Here is an 18594-nt window from a genome sequence, read left to right on the forward strand (position 1 = left end):
AAGATAGCGGGCTAACCTCGGCCCTGTGACACAGGTGAAGCGACTGACCGATTACGCGCACGGCGGCGGATGTTCGTGCAAGATCCCGGCGGGTGAGCTCGAGGACGCGGTCCGCGGGCTGATCGGCCAGACCTCCCCCGACGTGCTCGTCGGACTGGACGACGGCGACGACGCGGCCGCGGTCCGGATCGCCGACGGCATGGCGGTCCTCTCGACCGCGGACTTCTTTCCGCCGGTGGTCGACGACCCCTACGCCTGGGGTGCCATCGCGGCGGCCAACGCGCTGTCGGACATCTATGCGATGGGCGGTCGACCGGTGGTCGCGATCAACCTGGTCGGTTGGCCGCGCGCCGAGTTGCCGATGGAGATGATGACCGAGGTGCTGCGCGGCGGCCTGGATGTCGGCACCCGTGCAGGCTGCCCGGTGATCGGCGGTCACACCATCGACGATCCCGAACCCAAGTACGGCATGGCGGTCACCGGCATCGCCGACCCGAATCGGCTGCTGCGCAACGACGCCGCCGAGCCCGGGCTGCCGTTGACGCTGACCAAGCCGATCGGCGTGGGCCTGCTCAACAACCGTCACAAGGTGACGGGCGAACGGTTCGAGGCGGCGATCGCGTCCATGACTGCGCTCAACCGGGACGCCGCAGACGCCGCCCTCGCCAACGGGGTGCGCGCCGCGACCGATGTCACCGGATTCGGTCTGCTGGGCCACCTGTTCAAACTGTGCCGTGCGTCCGGTGTGAGTGCGGTGCTCGACGCGGCGGCGGTCCCGGAGATCGACGGCGCCCGCGACACCCTGAACGACGGCTACATCCCGGGCGGCACCCGTCGGAACCTCGACTGGGTGCGCCCGCACCTGACCGCAGGACCTGGGGTGAGCGAGAACGATTTGCTGATGCTGGCCGACGCCCAGACCTCGGGTGGTCTGCTGGTGGTCGGCGAAGTGCCGGGCTATCCGGTGATCGGCCACACGGTGGCGCTCGATCCCGCGAGCGGCGGTCGTCCGGGCATCACAGTCCGGTGATCGAGTCGTCGATGATTCCCGCCGCTCGACGCTCGGCGAGCCTGCGCTTCTGCGGTTCGATGGTGTAGCGGGGGTCCTGCGCCGAGTTCATCCCCGCGTGGAAGACGCCGAAGCGGGTGCATGTGGAGGCTGCGACGAGCGTCGCACCGGACAGGGCCGCGATCAGGCGATTGCGGCGACCCGCCCGACCTCCGCTGACCAGAGCGCCGAGGCCGCCGACGACGGCGAGCCCCTCGGCCCACCGCATCAGGGTGCCGGGCAGCCCGTCGTGCAGCGGTTCCACGGCCACCGGGTCCATCCGCGACTCCATGATCCGGGTGGCGGCGACGTCGCCGATCACGCCGAGCACCGCGAGGTTGCGTGCCGGCCCCGCCTCCGCGGCGGGGGTGGTGACCAGCGCGAGGCCGCCGGCCGCGAGGCTAGCCGAGCTGACGAAGACGAACGGCAGGTCGCGATGCATGTCGTGCCAGGTGGGCATCGCGGTGTCACCGAGGAGGATCGCGGTGTACGCGGCGAGCGGGGCGCCGAACACCGCGCCGCCCAGACCCGCAGGCGCTTCGACGGCGCGCAGCACCGGGCGCAGCGGACCGAGCGGAAGTCGTTCGCCGAGAAGACGGTCCACCTCTCCCGCCGCGGCGACGCCGATCATGCCGCTGTAGCCCATGAGGATCCACGAGCCGACGCTCATCGGTGAGGTGACCTTGAACGTCCGCATCATGTGCAGGAAGCGTTCGGGGCGGCCGAGGTCGGCCACGAGTGCGAGCGCCCCGGCTCCGGCGGCGCCGAGTCCCGCGAGTCGTGCGTTGCGGCGCAGCCGCATGCGCCCGGTCAGCTGGGCGCCGGCGGCGAGCACCCCGGAGCCGCCCGCGATGCCGCCGAGGACCAGGTACGCGGCGATCTCCTTCTCCCACGGCGGGGCCTTGACGACCGGGTGGCCGTAGTAGCCGCGGGAGTCGAGGTGCTCCACCTGCGCCTGCGGCACCATGAGGTCGTCGCCGCCGCGGCCGCGTCCACCGCGCCGCTTGCCCTTGCCGCCACGCCTGCGTTCGGGGCGCGGCGGTCGGAACTGGTCGAAGTCCGAGCTCGTCACCGGCGGCCTCCGCGTCCACCGAGGAACGACACCGCCGTGGCGGCCAGCATGCCCGCCACGGCGACGCCGGCCCGGCGGTACATGGTCGGCAGGTCCGCGGTCGGCACCCGCGGATCCGGCGGCAGCCCGTACACCTCGGGCTCGTCGAGCAGCAGGAACACCGATCCGGTACCGCCGACGCCGTCGTTCGGGTTGGCGCCGTACAGGCGCGCCTCGGTCATGCCGCGGGCGTGCAGATCGGCGACGCGCTCGTGGGCTTTGGCGACCATGTCCTCGCGGGTGCCGAAGCGGATCGATTCGGTGGGGCAGGTCTGCGCGCAGGCCGGGGTCTGTCCGTCTTTCAGGCGGTCGTAGCAGAGGGTGCATTTCTGGGCGACGCCGTGGTTCGGGATCTCCGGCTGCTCACCCTTGCGTTCGCCGGTGCGCGTGGTGGGTGCGACGGTGCCGTCGCTGCGACGTTCGACGACGCCGAACGGGCAGCCCGCCACGCAGTTGCCGCAGCCGTTGCAGATGTCGTCCTGCACCACCACGGTCCCGAACTCGGTGCGGATCATCGCGCCGGTCGGGCACACGTCCAGGCAGCCCGCGTGGGTGCAGTGCTTGCAGACGTCTGACGACATGAGCCACCGGAACTCCGGGGTGTCGGGCGGGGTCAGATCGGGTGCCTCATCGGTGTCGTCGTCGCGCCAGGTCGGCATGCCGAGCGAGACCAGGGCGGCGCCGGTCTCCCGTGCCTGTTCGATGCGGTCCTCGTCCTGCTCGATGAACGCGACGTGCCGCCAGGTGCTGGCGCCGAGGGACACCGAGTTGTCGTACGACATGCCGGTGAACTCGAGGTCGCCGTCGCGTGGATTGTGGTTCCACTCCTTGCACGCCACCTCGCAGGCCTTGCAACCGATGCAGACCGACGTGTCGGTGAAGAATCCACGCCGGTCCTCGTGGATGTGCCACGCGGCGTCCGCGCTCGGATCGCTCGGTCCGGTCAGCTGCCCCATCACTCCTCCTGATCCGTCGGTGCACCGGATGCGCGATGCGGGATGTCGGTCTCGATGGTCGCACCGGCTCGACGCTGATAGTCGAGAACCAGCTCGTTCAGCGCGGCTCCCCGCGGTCGTCGCCCGGCGATCACCGCGCATGAACCGACCTTCGACTCCTGGATGAAGACGTTGGGCTCCATCGCGACGCCCACGAGGTCGTTGGCGGCGTCGCCGGAGACGACGGCATCGCTGCCCTGTCCCCAGTGGTACGGCAGGCCCACCTGGTGCACAGTGGCACCGTTGATGGTGAGCGGCTTCATCCGGTCGGTCACCAGGACGCGGGCCTCGATGGCGGCGCGCGGCGAGATGATCGTCGCCCACCCCTCGTTCTCCAGGCCGCATTCGGCGGCGAGCTCCGGTGAGACCTCGCAGAACATCTCGGGCTGCAGCTCCGACAGGTACGGCGACCAGCGGCTCATGCCGCCTGCGGTGTGGTGTTCGGTGAGACGGTAGGTGGTGAAGACGTACGGGTAGACGCCGACACCGGGGTCGCCGGCACTCGGCGCACCCAGGTTGTCGGTGCGCGCGATCGTCAACCGCGTGGGCGACTGCTGCTGGTCCGGGTACAGGGCGTTGGCGACTGGCGACTCCTGCGCCTCGTAGTGTGTCGGCAGCGGGCCGTCGACCAGCCCCGAGGGCGCGAACAGCCAGCCCTTGCCGTCCGGCTTCATGATGAAGGCGTCATTGCCGCCGATCGCGTCGGCGCCCACGGCACCCGGCTCGGGGATGCTGCCCGGTGCGCGGTCGACCGGGAAGTCGGGGACGTCATCGCCGGTCCAGCGACCCGCCTCGGCGTCCCACCACACGTACTTCTTGCGGTCGCTCCACGGCTTGCCGTCCGGGTCCGCCGAGGCACGGTTGTAGAGGATCCGGCGGTCCGACGGCCACACCCAGCCCCATTCGCTCTGGGTGACGGTGTCGCCGCCGTGCGGAACGCGGCGGGCCGACTTGTTGACGCCGCCCGCGTAGACGCCGGTGTAGATCCAGCAGCCGGCGATCGTGGAGCCGTCGGACTTCAGCTGCGTGTACGAGTCGAGCGGCTCGCCCGCCCGCGGCCCGGTGAGGAACCGGCCGTTGATCTCGGCGAGCACCGCTTCGGGATCGACGTCGCCGTGCTCGTTGCGCGGGTAGTCCCACGTCATCTCCTGCAGCGGCTTGTCGCGCGGGTCGGTGGAGTCCGCGACTCGTTCGCGGATCCTGCAGCCGAGGTCGTGGTAGAAGTCCAACTCGCTCTGCGCGTCGCCCGGCGGGTTCACGGCCTGGTGCCGCCACTGCAGCATCCGCTGGGTCTGGGTGAACGAACCCGCCTTCTCGACGTGAGTGGCGGCGGGCATGAAGAAGACCTCGGTGGCGATCTCCTCGGTCTTGAGTTCGCCCGACTCGATCTCCGGCCCCTCCTTCCACCAGGTGGCGGATTCGATCATGTTGAGGTCGCGGACCACCAGCCACTTGAGCTTCGACATGCCCATCCGCTGCTGGCGGGCGTTGGCCGAGCCGACGGCCGGGTTCTGCCCGACGATGAAGTAGCCGTCGACGTTGCCCTCGAGCATCTCGACGACCGTCTGGTAGGTGCCCGCCGGTCCGGTGAGACGCGGCAGGTAGTCGTAGCACCAGTCGTTCTCGGCGGTGGCGGCGTCGCCCCACCACGCCTTGAGCAGGCTGACGGTGTACTCCTCCGCGTACTCCCAGTACCCCTTGCGGGATGCGGGTCGGACGGCGGCGAGGTAGTCGGCGAAGGTGTCGTGCTTGCCTGCGGCGGGCATCGGCAGATAGCCGGGCAGCAGATCGAACAGCGTCGGGATGTCGGTGCAACCCTGGATGCTGGCGTGGCCGCGGAGCGCCATGATGCCGCCACCCGGTCGGCCGACGTTGCCGAGGAGCAGTTGCAAGACGCTCGCGGTGCGGATCACCTGGCCGCCCATGGTGTGCTGGGTCCAGCCGGTGGCGTAGCCGAAGCAGCCGGTGCGCTCGGGCCCGGAGTTGTCGGCGAGCGCCCGCGCCAGGTACTCGAACTCGGCTTCGGCGATGCCGCACATCTGCGCGACCATCTCCGGCGTGTAGCGGGCGTAGTGCCGCTTGAGGATCTGGAACACGGTCTGCGGGTGTTGCAGCGTCTCGTCGCGTACCGGGCCGTTCTCGTCGTCGAGGTACTTCCAGGTGCTCTGGTCGTAGGTGCCGGTGGCGTCGTCGAACCCGGAGAACAGTCCGTCGAGGTCGTCGGTATCGCGGTAGTCGTCGTTCACCAGGGTCGCCGCGTTGGTGTAGGCGACGACGTACTCGTGGAAGTAGCGGTCGTGGGTGAGCATGTAGTTGATCAGCCCACCGAGCAGCACGATGTCGGAGCCGGCGCGGATCGCGATGTGCTTGTCGACCACCGCCGAGGTACGCGTGAACCGCGGGTCCACGTGGATGACGCGAGCGCCGCGTGCCTTGGCTTCAGCGACCCACTGGAATCCGACGGGGTGCGCTTCCGCCATGTTGCCGCCCATCAGGACGACGCAATCCGCGTTGGCCATGTCCTGCAGGGACTGTGTGGCGCCGCCGCGACCGAAGGAGACTCCCAGACCGGGAACCGTGGCGGAGTGTCATATGCGCGCCTGGTTCTCGATCTGGATGGCGCCCGCGGCGGTGAAGAGCTTCTTGATCAGGTAGTTCTCTTCGTTGTCGAGGGTGGCGCCGCCCAGTGACGCGATGCCCATGGTGCGGTGCAGCGGCCGTCCGTGAGCGTCGACGTCCTGCCAGTGATCCCGTCGCGCCTTCACGAAGCGGTCGGCGATCATGTCGATCGCGGTGTCGCGGTCGAGGTCCTGCCATTCGGTCGCGTAGGGCGCCCGGTAGCGGACCGTGGTCTGCCGGAGCGGACTGTTCACGAGTTGCTCGCTCGACGCACCCTTCGGGCAGAGTCGCCCGCGTGAGATCGGCGAGTCCGGGTCGCCCTCGATCTGGGTGACGCGCCCGTCCTTGACGAAGACCTTCTGGCCGCAGCCGACGGCGCAGAACGGGCACACGCTCTGGACCACGCTGTCCGCGGTACTGGTGCGCGCCTGCATCGACTTGGTCTTCGGGGATTCGACGGCAGGTCCGCGTCCGAGCTTGTCTCCGGTGCGCAGCTGTCGCATCACCGGCCACTCGAGTGGGCTGAACCGTGCCATAGTCACCGATGCTAGCCCTCTTTGTCCGACCTCGCGCTGAATCTGAACGCCTCGCGAATCGACTGACGCCGACGCCCGGAATCGGTAGTGTCCGAGGCACTTCGCGTCACCTCCCAGACGTGGAAAGAGAGGTTCGGACACGCCCATGCCCGTCTACCAATTCCTGTGCGCAGACTGCGGCCGATTCGAGGCCAGGTTCTCGATGGCCGAGGTTCCCGACTCCACCACCTGCCGTTGCGGTGCCTCCGCTCGACGCGGCGTGAGTTCTCCCGCGTTCGGTCGCGGCGGGCGCGCGATGGCTTTGATGGACGCGACGAAATCAACTGCTGAACGGCCCGCCGTCGTCGACCGCGTTCCCGCCGGGAACAGGCGCGGTACGCCGACATCGACGAATCCGCTGCACGCCAAGCTGCCGCGACCCTAGACACCGGCTCGACCGCCGGTCTGCTTTCTCTCCCAAAGCCCGAAAGGATCCGTGCCATGCCCGAGCTCGTATTCCCACTCGATTCGACGAAGAAGTTCGTCGACCAGGAGATCCTCGGCCACAACCGGTGGCATTACGCCATTCCGCCGGCCGTCACCGTCAAACCCGGCGACACGTTCCGCGTCGACTGCCGCGAATGGTTCGACGGCGAGATCCACAACGACGACTCCGCCGAGGACATCCTCGACGCGCCGTTGAAGACCGTCCACACGCTCTCGGGTCCGTTCGCCGTCGAGGGTGCGCAGCCGGGTGACCTGTTGATCGTCGACATCGTCGATGTGGGTCCGATCCCGCAGGAGGACAGCGGCCCGCTGGCCGGGCAGGGCTGGGGTTACACCGGCATCTTCGCGAAGGACAACGGCGGCAGCTTCCTCACCGATCAGTTCCCGGACGCCTACAAGGCGGTGTGGGACTTCAAGGGCCACACCGCCACGTCGCGCCACATCCCGCATGTGAGCTTCACCGGCATGATCCACCCTGGCCTGATGGGCACTGCGCCGTCGAAGGAACTGCTCGGCAAGTGGAACGCCCGCGAGGCCGCGCTGATCGCCACCGATCCGGATCGTGTTCCGCCGCTCGCGCTTCCTCCGGAGCCGGAGTTCGCCATTCTCGGCGGTCTGACCGGGGACGCGTTCACCTCCGCTGCCGCGGAGGCCGCCCGTACAGCGCCACCGCGTGAGAACGGCGGTAACCAGGACATCAAGAATCTGACCCGCGGTACTCGCGTGTTCTATCCGGTGTTCGTCGACGGTGCGAACCTCTCGGTCGGCGACCTGCACTTCAGCCAGGGCGACGGTGAGATCACCTTCTGCGGCGGCATCGAGATGGGCGGTTTCATCGACCTGCACGTCGACATCATCAAGGGCGGCATGGAGACCTACGGTGTCACCGAGAACGCCATCTTCCTGCCGGGCGGCGACGTGGGTCCGCGCTACGAGCAGTTCGTCGCGTTCTCGGGCACGTCGGTGACACTCGACGGTGAGCAGCGCTACCTCGACTCGCACCTCGCCTACCAGCGGGCCTGCCTGCATGCGATCGACTACCTGTCGAAGTTCGGTTACAGCCCGGAACAGGCTTTCCTGCTGTTGGGTGCCGCGCCGATCGAGGGCCGTTTCTCCGGAGTCGTCGACATCCCGAACTCCTGCGCCACGGTGTACATTCCGACGTCGATCTTCGACTTCGACGTGACGCCGGGCAAGGACGGGCCGACCCAGATCGATCCGGGAATCGGCGCACCGCACGCCTCCCGGTAACCGACACCCGCTGTACGGCGAGGGCCGTCGTTTGCAACGGCGAACGACGGCCCTCGTCGTATGTCGTCGCATCCGAGGTGATGCGTGCCGCGGGAAATGCTCCCGCTACGGTGCGACCGGGTAGTGGCTGCGGATCGCGAGTCGGTTCCACGCGTTCATCACGATCACCAGCCAACTGATCGCCGACACCTGCTCAGCGGTGAGCGCGCCGTCGTCGGTGTCGTGCTCGTCCTGCACAGGCAGTTCGGTTACCTTCTCGGCGAGTGCGAGCGCGGCCTTCTCCTGCTCGGTGAAGTACTGCGACTCCCACCACGCTGCGATGACCGCGAGGCGGTCCGTCGTCTCCCCCTTGGCGATCGCATCACGCGTGTGCATCCGCAGGCAGAATGCACAGCCGTTGAGCTGCGAGACGCGGATCTTGACCAGTTCGGCGAGCAGCGGATCGATCCCCGCAGCGGCCAGTGCAGACGCCACCGATGCATCGAGGCCGGCGAGGAGCTTGTACTGCTCGGGGTGCTGCTTGCTGAGGTTCACAGTGTCCATTGAGTTCTCCTTCGAGGTTGCCACCACGGTCTCCTCGAACTCTACGACCGCGGTCCGACATCCTCAGCGGTCAGCGCGACAGGGCCCACTGGGCTGTGCCGACGGCGGCATCGAGCGCGAACGTCGTCCCGACAAGGACGCGGCCCGATGTCGGCAGTGGTCGGGACAGCGCTGCGACACAGGCCGCCACCCACCCCGCATTCACCAGGGCCGCGCATCTCATGGCCGACTGCGTCGGCGACTGCCGTGCTGCGCTTCCGAGCAGGATCGTCGACGTCGCACCGAGCGCGAGTCCGACCGGGAGCCGCCAGGCCTGCGATGGATGCACCAGGTCACCGACCCGGCGATCCGCCATCAGCGCCGCCGCGGCCGCGAGGCAACCACCGCCGTCGACGACCAGCACTGCTCGAGCGACCGCTGCCTTCTCCATTCCTCGACGCTACCGAGGTCGTGGCGCGCAGTAGGGTCGAACGCATGAGCTTCACCGGTTTCCCCGAGGCCGCCCTCGACTTCTACGACGATCTCGAGATCGACAACAGCAAGGTGTTCTGGGAGGCGCACAAGGACGTCTACCGGGACAGTGTCGCGGCCCCGATGAATGCGTTGACGGCCGAGCTCGCCGACGAGTTCGGACCCGCGAAGGTGTTCCGGCCCTACCGGGATGTGCGCTTCTCGAAGGATAAGACCCCTTACAAGACTCATCAGGGTGCCTTTGTGGCGGTGGGCCCAGCTACCGGCTACTACGTTCAGATCGGTGCGCCCGGCATGCGGGTCGGTGCCGGTTTCTATCATGCGGAGTCCGACCGTCTGGCGAGGATTCGGCGCGCCATCGATGACGACCTTCACGGCGCCGAACTCGAACACCTCATCGCGGGCCTGACGCGGAAGGGGTGGGAAGTGAGCGGCGACCAGTTGAAGACTGCACCTCGCGGATTCGCGAAGGACCATCCGCGGATCGAACTGCTCCGTCACCGATCGCTGACGGTGAGCCGCGATTACGGCTTCGACGAAGTGATTCACTCAGCGGCCCTGGTCGACCAGATCCGCACCCATTGGCGCGAGACGCGTCAGTTGCTGAACTGGCTGATGCAGCACGGCTGATCCGTCGCGGGTGCGCACCGCTGCTCGCGCGGTCAGCCGCGCTTGATCCTCATGTGCAGCAGCGGGTACGCGCGACCTTGGTCGTCGAGTTCGCTGCGGCCCACCACCTCGAAACCGCGCCGCAGATAGAACTCGACGGCCTTGCTGTTCTGCTCATTGACGTCCACTTTTGCCACATCATCGTGGTCGACGACGTACGCAAGCAGAGCCGTCCCGGTTCCCCGCCCTCGCTCGGCGGCGTCGACGAACAGCATTTCGAGGTTCTGCTCTGCGGTGCCTGCGAAGCCGACCGCGATGCCGTCACGCTCGGCGACGATCAGGTTCACGTGCGGAAAGTAGTCGGACGCGAGGTGCTCCTCGATGTCGGCACGATCGTCCGCCGCAAGGAAATGATGCGTCGCATCAACGGCGCTGCGCCAGATCTCGACGAGCCGCGGGTACTCACCCTCGCCGACGGATCGACGAACGACTACTTCTGGCACGGCGCGTCCCTCTCGCTGCGGTCGATTCCTCGCGCCGACTCTACCGATCACCGATCCCGTTCACGCTGCGGCGGTGGGTTCGAGTGTCATCGTCCGTCGCGCGTTGGAGCGGATCGGTTCCCGGAACCGTTCCGGATGCTCCGGATCCAGCGGCGGCCGGAACCACGGATGACGATCGTGACCGATGAAGACTTCCCACCCGGTCTGATGCATCACGGTGTGGTGCATCCGGCACAACAGCACGCAGTTGTCGATCGCCGTCTCGCCGCCCTCCGACCACGGAGTGCAGTGATGCGCATCAGTCCACGAAACCGGACGCCCGCACCCAGGGAACGTACATCCGCGATCCCGCGCTTCCAAGGCCTTGCGTAGTCCCGCGGTCACCAGACGATGCTCACGACCCACATCCAACGGCGCCGAATCAGCATCCATCACCACCCGACGCATCGCCGCCTCACAAACGACCAGCCCGACCGTTGCGGACGAGACCGGACCGGTGAACCCGAGCGAAGCAACCCGCGAAGCCTCCGACGGCGTGCCACTGCCCGCACTCGCAGCCTGCTCGATCGGCACGATCAACGACACATGCGGCAACACCCCACCGGACACTGTCGGACGGTCACGACCTGCCAGATACTCGCGAATGATCTGCGCATGCGCGTCAGCACGACGCTGACCCGCCGATCTCGGATCCTCAGACCCGTCGGGCTGGAGCACCGGCTTACACAACGGGTCGAGCGCCTGACTCAACTCTTCCCCCGACAACGCGTCGGTGTCGAGCGACACCATCGTCCGACCATCGTCGCCGGTCACCACCGTCATCTCGTTCAACTCGGGATTCTCGGCGATCGGCACAGCATCGGGATCGGTCTCATCGACTGCGGGTGCCCATTCGATCGCCAACTCGCGTGCTCGGTGGTCGACGTCTTTCGGCGTGACTTGGGATGACAGGCGGCGCACCAGGTCGGCGCGTGCCTCGTCGTCGAGCGGGACTCGCTTCTGCACGAACGAGATCCCCCGTGCGACAGCGTCGGCCTGCTCGATCGGCACACCACCGACCCTCGCCCGACTCATCAACCCCGGCATCTGCCGTGCGGCCTGCCCGACACGGACCAACCGCTGCGCCAATGCCGGCACGACCCCCAACTGCTTCAACAACTCCACCGGACTCTTCAACCGCTTACGACGTCGAGTCCCGGCACGTTCGGCCACCTCCGTCACTTGGGACAGGGCGGTCGTGGACAGGTTCAGCACTCTCGCCAGGCCCACCATCATCGCCAGGATCCGATCATCATCGGATCCGACTGCGGACGGTGCCGCACACAACCGTGCGAGCTCACCACCCGGAGTGGATTCCCCTGGCGGGCAGAGCGCTTCGGTCAACACATCAGCGAACTGATCAACAACATCAGCAAACACTGCTTCGGTACCAGCCATCACAATCCCCTCACCTTCACAAAACTCTTCCGCGCGATCGCCAACCCGGCCGCGGGATCGCCACGGGCGTCGGCGACCACGCATCGAACTCACACACTTCCCGAAATCAGACGCACGAGCAGACCACCGCGACCACACCCCGATGCAGCCACGAACGCAGGAGACACCGTCGCCGAGACTCGGCACTGGACCCGCATCACCCGAACCCAGAGACTCTCCCGAGACCCCGGCCGACGGCGTCCCACCTTTTGCCGTCGGACACCCACCGGCCACCCCTCCAGCTCCCACGCCCCGGAAATGGCCCGTGTCGCCTGTGCCGCGACGCGCTATGAACTTCTCAAACAACCCGACACGACCCGCAGGCCGTCTCCCGTATTGCACCTATTATGATACGCGTCACATTTCATTAGTTCAATAGTTCGACGAACGACAGTGACACATGCTTCGAAACAGCGCATACAGCCCTGAATCGCGCTATGAGAGGGTCCGATACTTCAGAATTTTCGACTGCGGCCACCCCAGCCCGTCGCCGATCTCGATACACCGTTGCGGGCTTCGCTCGCAGCGGCACTCGATCACCCTGGGCAGACAACACACCGCCCCAGCCCATCGCCGATCTCGATACACCGTTGCGGGCTTCGCTCGCAACGGCACTCGATCACCCCGAGCCCAACGATCACCCGATCAGATAGACCATCCCCCGCCCCGTCTCAACCAGGCCGGCGACGAACTCGCGGGCTCGGGCGAGGTAGTCGAGCACGTAGTCGACCTCACCGTCAGGATCGCCGAAGCAGGGTTTCGACCGAACGTGGTCGGCGACGTCTTCGTCGATGAGCAAGGCGAGATCGGCAGCGATCTCCGGCATCGTTTCGGGCGCCAACGTCCGCTCAACAGGACGTCCGTACCAACCCGGCTCCCCCTCGAACATTCGGTGCGCGGGTCGCTTCGGCTCCCCGGAGACCGGCGCGGTCACTCGCTGGAGGTGCCTCCAGGCCTTGTCGAGATAGAGCATGTCGCTTTCCGACAGTCGTTGGACGCCGGTGGCCGGACCCGCATCGACCCCCGGCTCCAGCCCCCACGCGTCGGCGAACGGGTCGTCGGAGAGGGCCGACGCGGGGTCGGCCGTAGCCTGTTCGGCCTGATCTGCCTTGAACGCATATGCGTAATACCTGATTCCCATGACCCGACTGTCACGGACCTGCGCCGGGATCGGAAGATGCTGACGCCATTGTGGATTCATTCGAACGTTGTCCACAGATTCTCCTGCGCGAATGCGCAGCGACGGCCCCAGGTCGGAGACTCAGCGATGCGCGCGAACGAACGCAGCGACTCCCGCATCGATGACGTCGGCGAGTTCACCCGCACTCATCGGCTGAGCGATCCCCGCGAACATCGTCCGATTACTGGGGATCCACAGCAGCATGCCCGCGAGCTGCTGCGCGGACAGCGCCGGTTGCGGCACGCGGAGGAGTCGTCGTTCATCGAGCACCGTCAAACACTGAGCGAGGGACGCCGACACCCGCACAAAGCCGCGCTCCCAATACAGCTCGCCCAGTGCAGGAAATCGCGTTGCCTCCGCGATGACGAGACGCCGAAGCTGCTGAACGCGCTGGGACATGATGAGGCGGGCGGACTGCTCTGCGAGCCTGCGGATGGCCGCCTCGGCGGACTCGACGTCACGCATCTCCTCCACCAGTGGTGCGAACGGGTCGTAGACGCGATCGCATTCAGTTCGGATCAGCGCTTCGAAGAGTCCTTCCTTGTCGCCGAAAGCGCGGTAAAGCGTCTGCTTCGACACAGACGCCGCAGCAGCTAATTCGTCGGTGCTTGCCCCGACGTATCCGCGCTCGACGAAGACCGCGAGCGACTTCTCCAGCATCTGCGCTCGCTTCTCGGCGGAGATCGGCGGTCGTTCTTTGCTCACCATCAGTACCGAATAGTACTCTCGGTCCATGAGTACTAATCAGTACTCACTTTATCGGCATCACCGACCCAGGAGTCGCCATGTCCTTCCAGGCCTACTTGGACACCATCGAACGCAAGACCGGATTGACCCCGCGCCAGTTGGTCGAGATCGCGAAAGCGAAGAACTTCGACGCTCCCGACGTCAAGGCCGGCCAGATACTCGCGTGGCTCAAGGACGACTACGAGCTCGGTCGCGGCCACGGCATGGCGCTCGTGCACGTCATCAAGAAGGGGCCGGAGATCGATGCGAAGCACGTCGGCACCACCGGCACCCACCGCGACGAATCGGCGACGCTGTGGCTCGACGGCGTCGCCACCAAGCCGACGGCCTGACCTCGCACCGTGGGCGTCGGCACAGCTGAACGCGGTGGCTCCGTTTGCAGCGTTGCGGCCGATGCGATGATGACCTGGTGCCGATGCGTCCTCCCCTCCCCGTCAAGGACGGGGTCGGCCCCACTCGTCTCCGCATCCCGTCCGACGGCTCGTGGCCGACGGTGGGAGCATTTCTGATCGACCGCTTTCCGCATCTCGACCCCACCGAGGTCGAGCGTCGACTGGCCGCGGGCGAGTTCGTCGGCATCGACGGCGCGGTCGTCACCCAGCACACCGCACTCGGCGAGCACGAGTTCGTCTGGTACTACCGCGAGATCCCGAACGAAGAACCGCTGCCCTACCGGGAGACGGTGCTGCACGTCGACGACGACCTGATCGTCATCGACAAGCCGCACTTCCTGCCGACCACCCCTGGTGGACGCTATCTCCGCGAATCCGCGCTGGTTCGCCTGCGGCTGGCCTTCGACAACCCCGACATCACCCCGATCCACCGACTCGACCGGCCGACGGCGGGACTGGTGATGTTCTCGACTCGCCCCGACACTCGGGGCCTCTACCAGACGCTCTTCGCCGAACGCCGCGTCAGCAAGACGTACGAGGCCGTCTCCGCACTCCCCGACGATTGGAATCCGAGCACTCCGACCGCCGCCGGTCACGCATTTCCGATCACGTACCGCAACCGGATCGTCCGCGATCGCGATGCGCAGGGCTTCGGCCTCCGCGTCGCCGTCGACGAGGGCGGGGCGCCGAACGCCGAGACGACGATCGAAGCGATCGGGGCCGGAACCAGCCGCACGGGACGCCGCGTGGTGCACACCGCACTGCACCCGAAGACCGGTCGGACGCATCAGCTCCGCGTGCACCTGTCGGCGCTCGGCATCCCGATTCTGGGCGACCGCTGGTACCCCGACCTGCTACCCGAGGCACCCGACGACCCGTCGCTGCCGCTACAGCTGCTGGCACGCGAACTTCGGTTCACCGACCCGCTGACCGGCCGATCGAGGACGTTCATCAGCGGGATGGACTTGTCAGAACGTCCAGTCGACGGCGACGTGGCACCCACTCCCGGCGCTCCGCGCTAACCTGTGGCGATGAGCGACGCGCTGGACGACGGTCCGTTCTTCCACGGCACGAAGGCGGCACTCCGGGTCGGCGACCTTCTGACCGCCGGATTCCGTTCGAACTATCGCCCCGACGTCGTGATGAATCACATCTACTTCACCGCGCTGCGCGACGGCGCAGGCCTCGCGGCCGAGTTAGCTTGCGGCGACGGAGAACCCCGCGTCTACCGCGTCGAGCCGACCGGCGACTTCGAGAACGATCCGAACGTCACCGACAAGAAGTTCCCGGGGAATCCGACGCGCTCGTACCGGAGCACGGAGCCGCTGCGCATCGTCGAGGAGATCGACGACTGGCAGCGTCGCACACCGGAGGCTCTGCAGAGTTGGCGCAACCGACTGGACGCGCTCGATCGCTCCGGGAACGCCGAGATCATCAACTGACGAACCGCCGATGCAGGCCGCACGGAGAGACACCGCAATCGCGCGGCACTAGGCCGTGGTGGATGAGTCCACTGCCTTGGATCGGTGGATCCGATGGACGGCTGGCAAGGCGGAGGAGGAAGGCATAGCGGTAGCTATGTCGACCGACGACAACGCAGCCAGGCGTTCATCGGGCCGCCGAGACAGGCAAAGGGACTCATCCAACACGGCCTAGGCCGGCCGTGTTGGACTACCGTGCACCCATGGCCCGCTACACCGACCCCGTCGACGGCAGCACGTATCCGCTCGATGAACCGCGGTGGCGGTCGGACGCCGGCCGACCCCTGTGGATTGGACCCGGCCCCGGCATCGGGCGCGACGACATCGACACCACGACACGCTCCCTGTGGCGCTACCGCGCTGCACTCCCCGTCGGCATCCCGGCGCCGATCACGCTGGGCGAAGGGACGACACCCGTCGTCGAACAGGACTGGCACGGTTCCCGACCGCTGTTCAAACTCGACTTCCTCAATCCCACGGGAAGCTTCAAGGACCGCGGGACCTCCGTGATGCTGTCGTATCTGCGCAGCCGCGGCGTGTCGTCGATCCTCGAGGACAGTTCGGGGAAACGGCGGCTCGTCGGTCGCGGGCTACGGCGCGGCGGGTGGTCTGCGCGTGAAGATCTTCGCGCCCGCGTCTACGTCGTCGTCGAAGATCGCACAGGTGCGTGCCTACGGGGCCGACATCGAACTGGTCGACGGCCCGCGCGAGCAGTCGCAGAACGCGGCGATCCGCCAGTCCCACGGCGACGCCTTCTATGCCAGCCACAACTGGCAGTCGTTCTTTCTGCAAGGAACCAAGACGCTCGCCTACGAGATGTGGGAAGACCTGGACTTCCGCGCACCGGACAACGTGATCGTCCCGGTCGGCGCCGGCAGTAGCCTGCTGGGCTGTTGGCTCGGATTCACCGAACTTCTGGCCGCCGGGCAGATCGAGCGTCTACCTCGGCTGTTCGCCGCGCAGCCGGTGAACTGTTCGCCGATCGACGCGAGCTTCTCCTCGGGAACCGATGGGCCGGTGGACCGCGTTGTGCGGCCCACGATCGCCGAGGGGACGTCGATCGCGCGGCCGTTGCGTCGCCGACAGATCGTTCACGCGCTCCGCAACTCCGGCGGCGCCAGTGTTGCCGTCCCCGAGGACGACATCGTCCGCGCTCTCCGTGAGCTCTGCGCCCGCGGACTGTTCGTCGAACCGACGAGTGCGACGGCCGCCGCCGCGTTCACTGCTCTGACAGCGTCGGGAACCATCGCGTCGTCCGAGGCGACGGTCGTGCTGCTGACGGGTTCCGGGTTGAAGGCTCCGTCGATGGTGGCCGAACTCCTCGGATGAACCGCGTTCGTCCGGCCGAAATGGTGAGAGCCGGACACTCAGTCTCACCCCCGCCGATAGTGCAGGTAGGCGAAGCCGTTGTCGTAGGTCGTCGACTCGACGAGCTTGAGGTCGAGCCGCGCGCCGTCGGGCAGGGCTCGCACTCCCCCGCCGACGACCTTCGGCACCACGAAGAAGCGGAAGTCGCGGACCATGCCGGCGACGATCGCCGGTGCGGCGGTGGTCGGGCCGAAGATCTCGACCTCGCCGGCAGCATCGGCCACGATCTGTTCGAGGGCGGGCAGCGTGAGGTCGGAGATCAAGCGCGCAGTTCCCGACCCGAGGTCGTCGTGCGTCAGGGTCGACGACGCGACGATCAACTCCAGCGCCTGCCATCGGCGCGAGAACTCCCGCTCCGCGTCGGCCCATTCCTCGTCATCCGGTTCCGCTTCCCAGTACTTCATCAGCAGGTAGGTGTTCCTGCCGAGAACTTCGGTGGAGACCTCGTGCATGCGGTCGAGGTGGACCTGAAAGATCTCGGGTGTCGGTGCACCCCACTGGAAGTCGCCATCGGCATCGACGGCGTAGCCGTCCAGGGAAATCGTCGCGGTGTAGCTCAAGCTGCCCATGCGTCTCTCCGTGTGGTCGGGGCCGTTCCACGACCCAACCACAGATCAGTGGATCGGTCGCGCGTTTCGGCAACGCGCAGGAGCGTGAGCCCGCACCGGTGATCCGACCTATCCGACGGCAGCCGCGATCCGCTGAGCCTCCGTCTCGTCGTGCACGACGACCTGGATCCGCGACCCATCCGTCAGACGGATCGTGACCGACGCTGATCCGCCCATGTTCAGCCTGATCAGTTGCTCGCCACGCACCGGCGCCACCGGCCAACTCACGAACCCGTGATTCAAACCGTCGTCCGGCGCGACGTCGACCGCGACGACCTCGTCGCGCGCACAGCGTTTCCGATACAGCGGTCCGCTGACAGTCACCCACCCGTCATCGACTGTCACCCGATTGGACGCGGCCGTCGCCCACCACGCATGCGCTCACGGTAACGCGCCGCGATCACTTCCGATTCCGGCTCGACTCATGCGTGTCGTCCGTCGACGCTGTGACTCCCGGCGCACTCGCACCGGTATCCGGCCGCGTGGGTTGCCCGCGGCGTACAGTTTATTTGTCACGGAATATTCCGTGCTTAAAACAGGAGTGTGCAACAGATGCCGACGGACTGCCCTCACGACGATGCACTCGTCACGACCGTCGGATATCTGATCAAGGCGCTCCGAGCACTCGGCCAGTCGGGCGACCCCGACGCCGCCAATCGGCTCGCCGCACAGGCATGGCTTGCGCTGCGCGACGACCACCCTCGCGAAGCCGAGCGACTCAACGGCGCCATGCACTACCTGGTTCGGCTTCCTCAAGAACCCGGGAAAGACTCCACGAATCCATCCACCGATCAGGAGATCAAATGAGCGACGATCCCAAGCTCGACGTCCGCAACGATGTGCCGCAGCGGCGCCACGAGCTGATCTTGCAGAACTACCACGACCTCGAGTCCGGCAAGGGATTCGAGCTCATCAACGACCACGACCCGAAGCCGCTCTGGTACCAGTTCGACGCCGAGTTCAAGGGCCAGTTCACCTGGGACTACTTGGAAGAGGGCCCAGAGGTGTGGCGCGTGCGGATCGGCAAGCCCGCCTGACGTCGACTCGGCATCTCGCCGACGCCGCCGGATCGTTCCTCCCTGCGACCCGGCGGCGTTCGCATCACCGACGCATCGCAGTCTCGGGACTACCCTTCTCGTCGTACGGTCGGCGGACGACGTGGCCATCGCG

General features: G+C 67.0%; 21 protein-coding genes and 1 pseudogene. 11 read left to right on the plus strand and 11 right to left on the minus strand.

From position 1 onward, the window contains the following. Positions 1-25: 25 nt before the first annotated feature. On the plus strand, positions 26-1030 hold the full coding sequence (selD, locus tag ACH46_RS14295; protein WP_062393515.1) for a selenide, water dikinase SelD: 1005 nt from the start codon (positions 26-28) through the stop codon (positions 1028-1030). On the opposite strand, the gene nrfD is transcribed toward selD, so the two are convergent. From nrfD to fdnG, 3 genes are read right to left on the minus strand one after another with little or no spacing between them, the layout of a single operon-like run. Further along, the gene (nrfD, locus tag ACH46_RS14300; RefSeq protein WP_062393516.1) at positions 1017-2120 is read right to left on the minus strand and encodes an NrfD/PsrC family molybdoenzyme membrane anchor subunit; all 1104 of its coding nucleotides are present in this window, start codon (positions 2118-2120) and stop codon (positions 1017-1019) included. The genes selD and nrfD overlap by 14 nt on opposite strands. Then, a complete protein-coding gene (locus ACH46_RS14305) occupies positions 2117-3115 on the minus strand; it encodes a 4Fe-4S dicluster domain-containing protein (protein WP_062393517.1) in 999 nt (332 codons plus the stop codon). Before ACH46_RS14305 ends, nrfD begins: the two co-directional genes overlap by 4 nt. Continuing rightward, positions 3115-6309: a formate dehydrogenase-N subunit alpha gene (gene fdnG, locus ACH46_RS14310; protein WP_193392909.1), complete on the minus strand. Its 3195-nt coding sequence runs from the start codon at positions 6307-6309 to the stop codon at positions 3115-3117. Before fdnG ends, ACH46_RS14305 begins: the two co-directional genes overlap by 1 nt. 145 nt (positions 6310-6454) lie before the next feature. Between fdnG and ACH46_RS20860 the strand changes: the two genes are divergently transcribed. Then, positions 6455-6733: an FmdB family zinc ribbon protein gene (locus ACH46_RS20860; protein WP_082399671.1), complete on the plus strand. Its 279-nt coding sequence runs from the start codon at positions 6455-6457 to the stop codon at positions 6731-6733. A 56-nt stretch (positions 6734-6789) separates the two neighbouring features. Continuing rightward, positions 6790-8046, plus strand: coding sequence for a formamidase (fmdA, locus tag ACH46_RS14320; RefSeq protein WP_062393520.1), 1257 nt, complete (start codon positions 6790-6792; stop codon positions 8044-8046). A 105-nt stretch (positions 8047-8151) separates the two neighbouring features. Here fmdA and ACH46_RS14325 read toward each other — a convergent pair whose 3' ends face one another. Beyond that, positions 8152-8589, minus strand: coding sequence for a carboxymuconolactone decarboxylase family protein (locus ACH46_RS14325; RefSeq protein ID WP_062393521.1), 438 nt, complete (start codon positions 8587-8589; stop codon positions 8152-8154). Between the two features lie 70 nt (positions 8590-8659). Continuing rightward, positions 8660-9019, minus strand: a complete 360-nt coding sequence (locus ACH46_RS14330) for a hypothetical protein (protein WP_062393522.1) — start codon at positions 9017-9019, stop codon at positions 8660-8662. 44 nt (positions 9020-9063) lie between these two features. Here ACH46_RS14330 and ACH46_RS14335 point away from each other — a divergent pair, with 44 nt between their 5' ends. Further along, positions 9064-9690, plus strand: coding sequence for a DUF2461 domain-containing protein (locus ACH46_RS14335; protein ID WP_062393523.1), 627 nt, complete (start codon positions 9064-9066; stop codon positions 9688-9690). Between the two features lie 32 nt (positions 9691-9722). Here ACH46_RS14335 and ACH46_RS14340 read toward each other — a convergent pair whose 3' ends face one another. The 4 genes from ACH46_RS14340 to ACH46_RS14355 all read right to left on the minus strand — a co-directional run bounded on the left by ACH46_RS14340 (position 9723) and on the right by ACH46_RS14355 (position 13536). Next, entirely contained in the window at positions 9723-10172 is a 450-nt protein-coding gene (locus ACH46_RS14340; protein WP_062393524.1) for an acetyltransferase, read from the minus strand. A gap of 60 nt (positions 10173-10232) precedes the next feature. Beyond that, a complete protein-coding gene (locus ACH46_RS14345) occupies positions 10233-11609 on the minus strand; it encodes an HNH endonuclease signature motif containing protein (protein ID WP_062393525.1) in 1377 nt (458 codons plus the stop codon). Between the two features lie 676 nt (positions 11610-12285). Next, a complete protein-coding gene (locus tag ACH46_RS14350; protein WP_062393526.1) occupies positions 12286-12789 on the minus strand; it encodes a hypothetical protein in 504 nt (167 codons plus the stop codon). A 120-nt stretch (positions 12790-12909) separates the two neighbouring features. Further along, entirely contained in the window at positions 12910-13536 is a 627-nt protein-coding gene (locus ACH46_RS14355) for a TetR/AcrR family transcriptional regulator (RefSeq protein ID WP_062395457.1), read from the minus strand. Between the two features lie 77 nt (positions 13537-13613). Between ACH46_RS14355 and ACH46_RS14360 the strand changes: the two genes are divergently transcribed. From ACH46_RS14360 to ACH46_RS14375, 5 genes and pseudogenes are all read left to right on the plus strand, one after another. Continuing rightward, entirely contained in the window at positions 13614-13907 is a 294-nt protein-coding gene (locus ACH46_RS14360) for a DUF4287 domain-containing protein (protein ID WP_062393527.1), read from the plus strand. Between the two features lie 83 nt (positions 13908-13990). Then, complete coding sequence (locus ACH46_RS14365) at positions 13991-14989, plus strand: pseudouridine synthase (RefSeq protein WP_062393528.1); 999 nt, start codon at positions 13991-13993, stop codon at positions 14987-14989. A 9-nt stretch (positions 14990-14998) separates the two neighbouring features. Next, positions 14999-15409: an NAD(+)--rifampin ADP-ribosyltransferase gene (gene arr / locus ACH46_RS14370; protein WP_062395459.1), complete on the plus strand. Its 411-nt coding sequence runs from the start codon at positions 14999-15001 to the stop codon at positions 15407-15409. A 242-nt stretch (positions 15410-15651) separates the two neighbouring features. Continuing rightward, positions 15652-15948: pseudogene (locus ACH46_RS21880) on the plus strand (pyridoxal-5'-phosphate-dependent protein subunit beta); the annotation flags it as partial. Positions 15949-16063: 115 nt separating this feature from the next. Beyond that, positions 16064-16777 (plus strand): pyridoxal-phosphate dependent enzyme, encoded by a 714-nt coding sequence (locus ACH46_RS14375; RefSeq protein ID WP_236995102.1) that lies wholly within the window; start codon positions 16064-16066, stop codon positions 16775-16777. A 44-nt stretch (positions 16778-16821) separates the two neighbouring features. On the opposite strand, the gene ACH46_RS14380 is transcribed toward ACH46_RS14375, so the two are convergent. Next, entirely contained in the window at positions 16822-17385 is a 564-nt protein-coding gene (locus ACH46_RS14380) for a dihydrofolate reductase family protein (protein WP_062393529.1), read from the minus strand. Positions 17386-17493: 108 nt separating this feature from the next. Beyond that, positions 17494-17748, minus strand: a complete 255-nt coding sequence (locus ACH46_RS14385) for a hypothetical protein (RefSeq protein WP_062393530.1) — start codon at positions 17746-17748, stop codon at positions 17494-17496. 228 nt (positions 17749-17976) lie between these two features. Between ACH46_RS14385 and ACH46_RS14390 the strand changes: the two genes are divergently transcribed. Then, positions 17977-18231, plus strand: coding sequence for a hypothetical protein (locus tag ACH46_RS14390; protein ID WP_062393531.1), 255 nt, complete (start codon positions 17977-17979; stop codon positions 18229-18231). After that, positions 18228-18461 carry a DUF2249 domain-containing protein gene (locus tag ACH46_RS14395; protein WP_062393532.1) on the plus strand — a complete coding sequence of 78 codons (234 nt, stop codon included), beginning with the start codon at positions 18228-18230 and terminating at the stop codon, positions 18459-18461. Before ACH46_RS14390 ends, ACH46_RS14395 begins: the two co-directional genes overlap by 4 nt. Positions 18462-18594 lie beyond the last annotated feature (133 nt).

This window comes from Gordonia phthalatica, assembly GCF_001305675.1.
GTDB classification, from domain to species: domain Bacteria; phylum Actinomycetota; class Actinomycetes; order Mycobacteriales; family Mycobacteriaceae; genus Gordonia; species Gordonia phthalatica.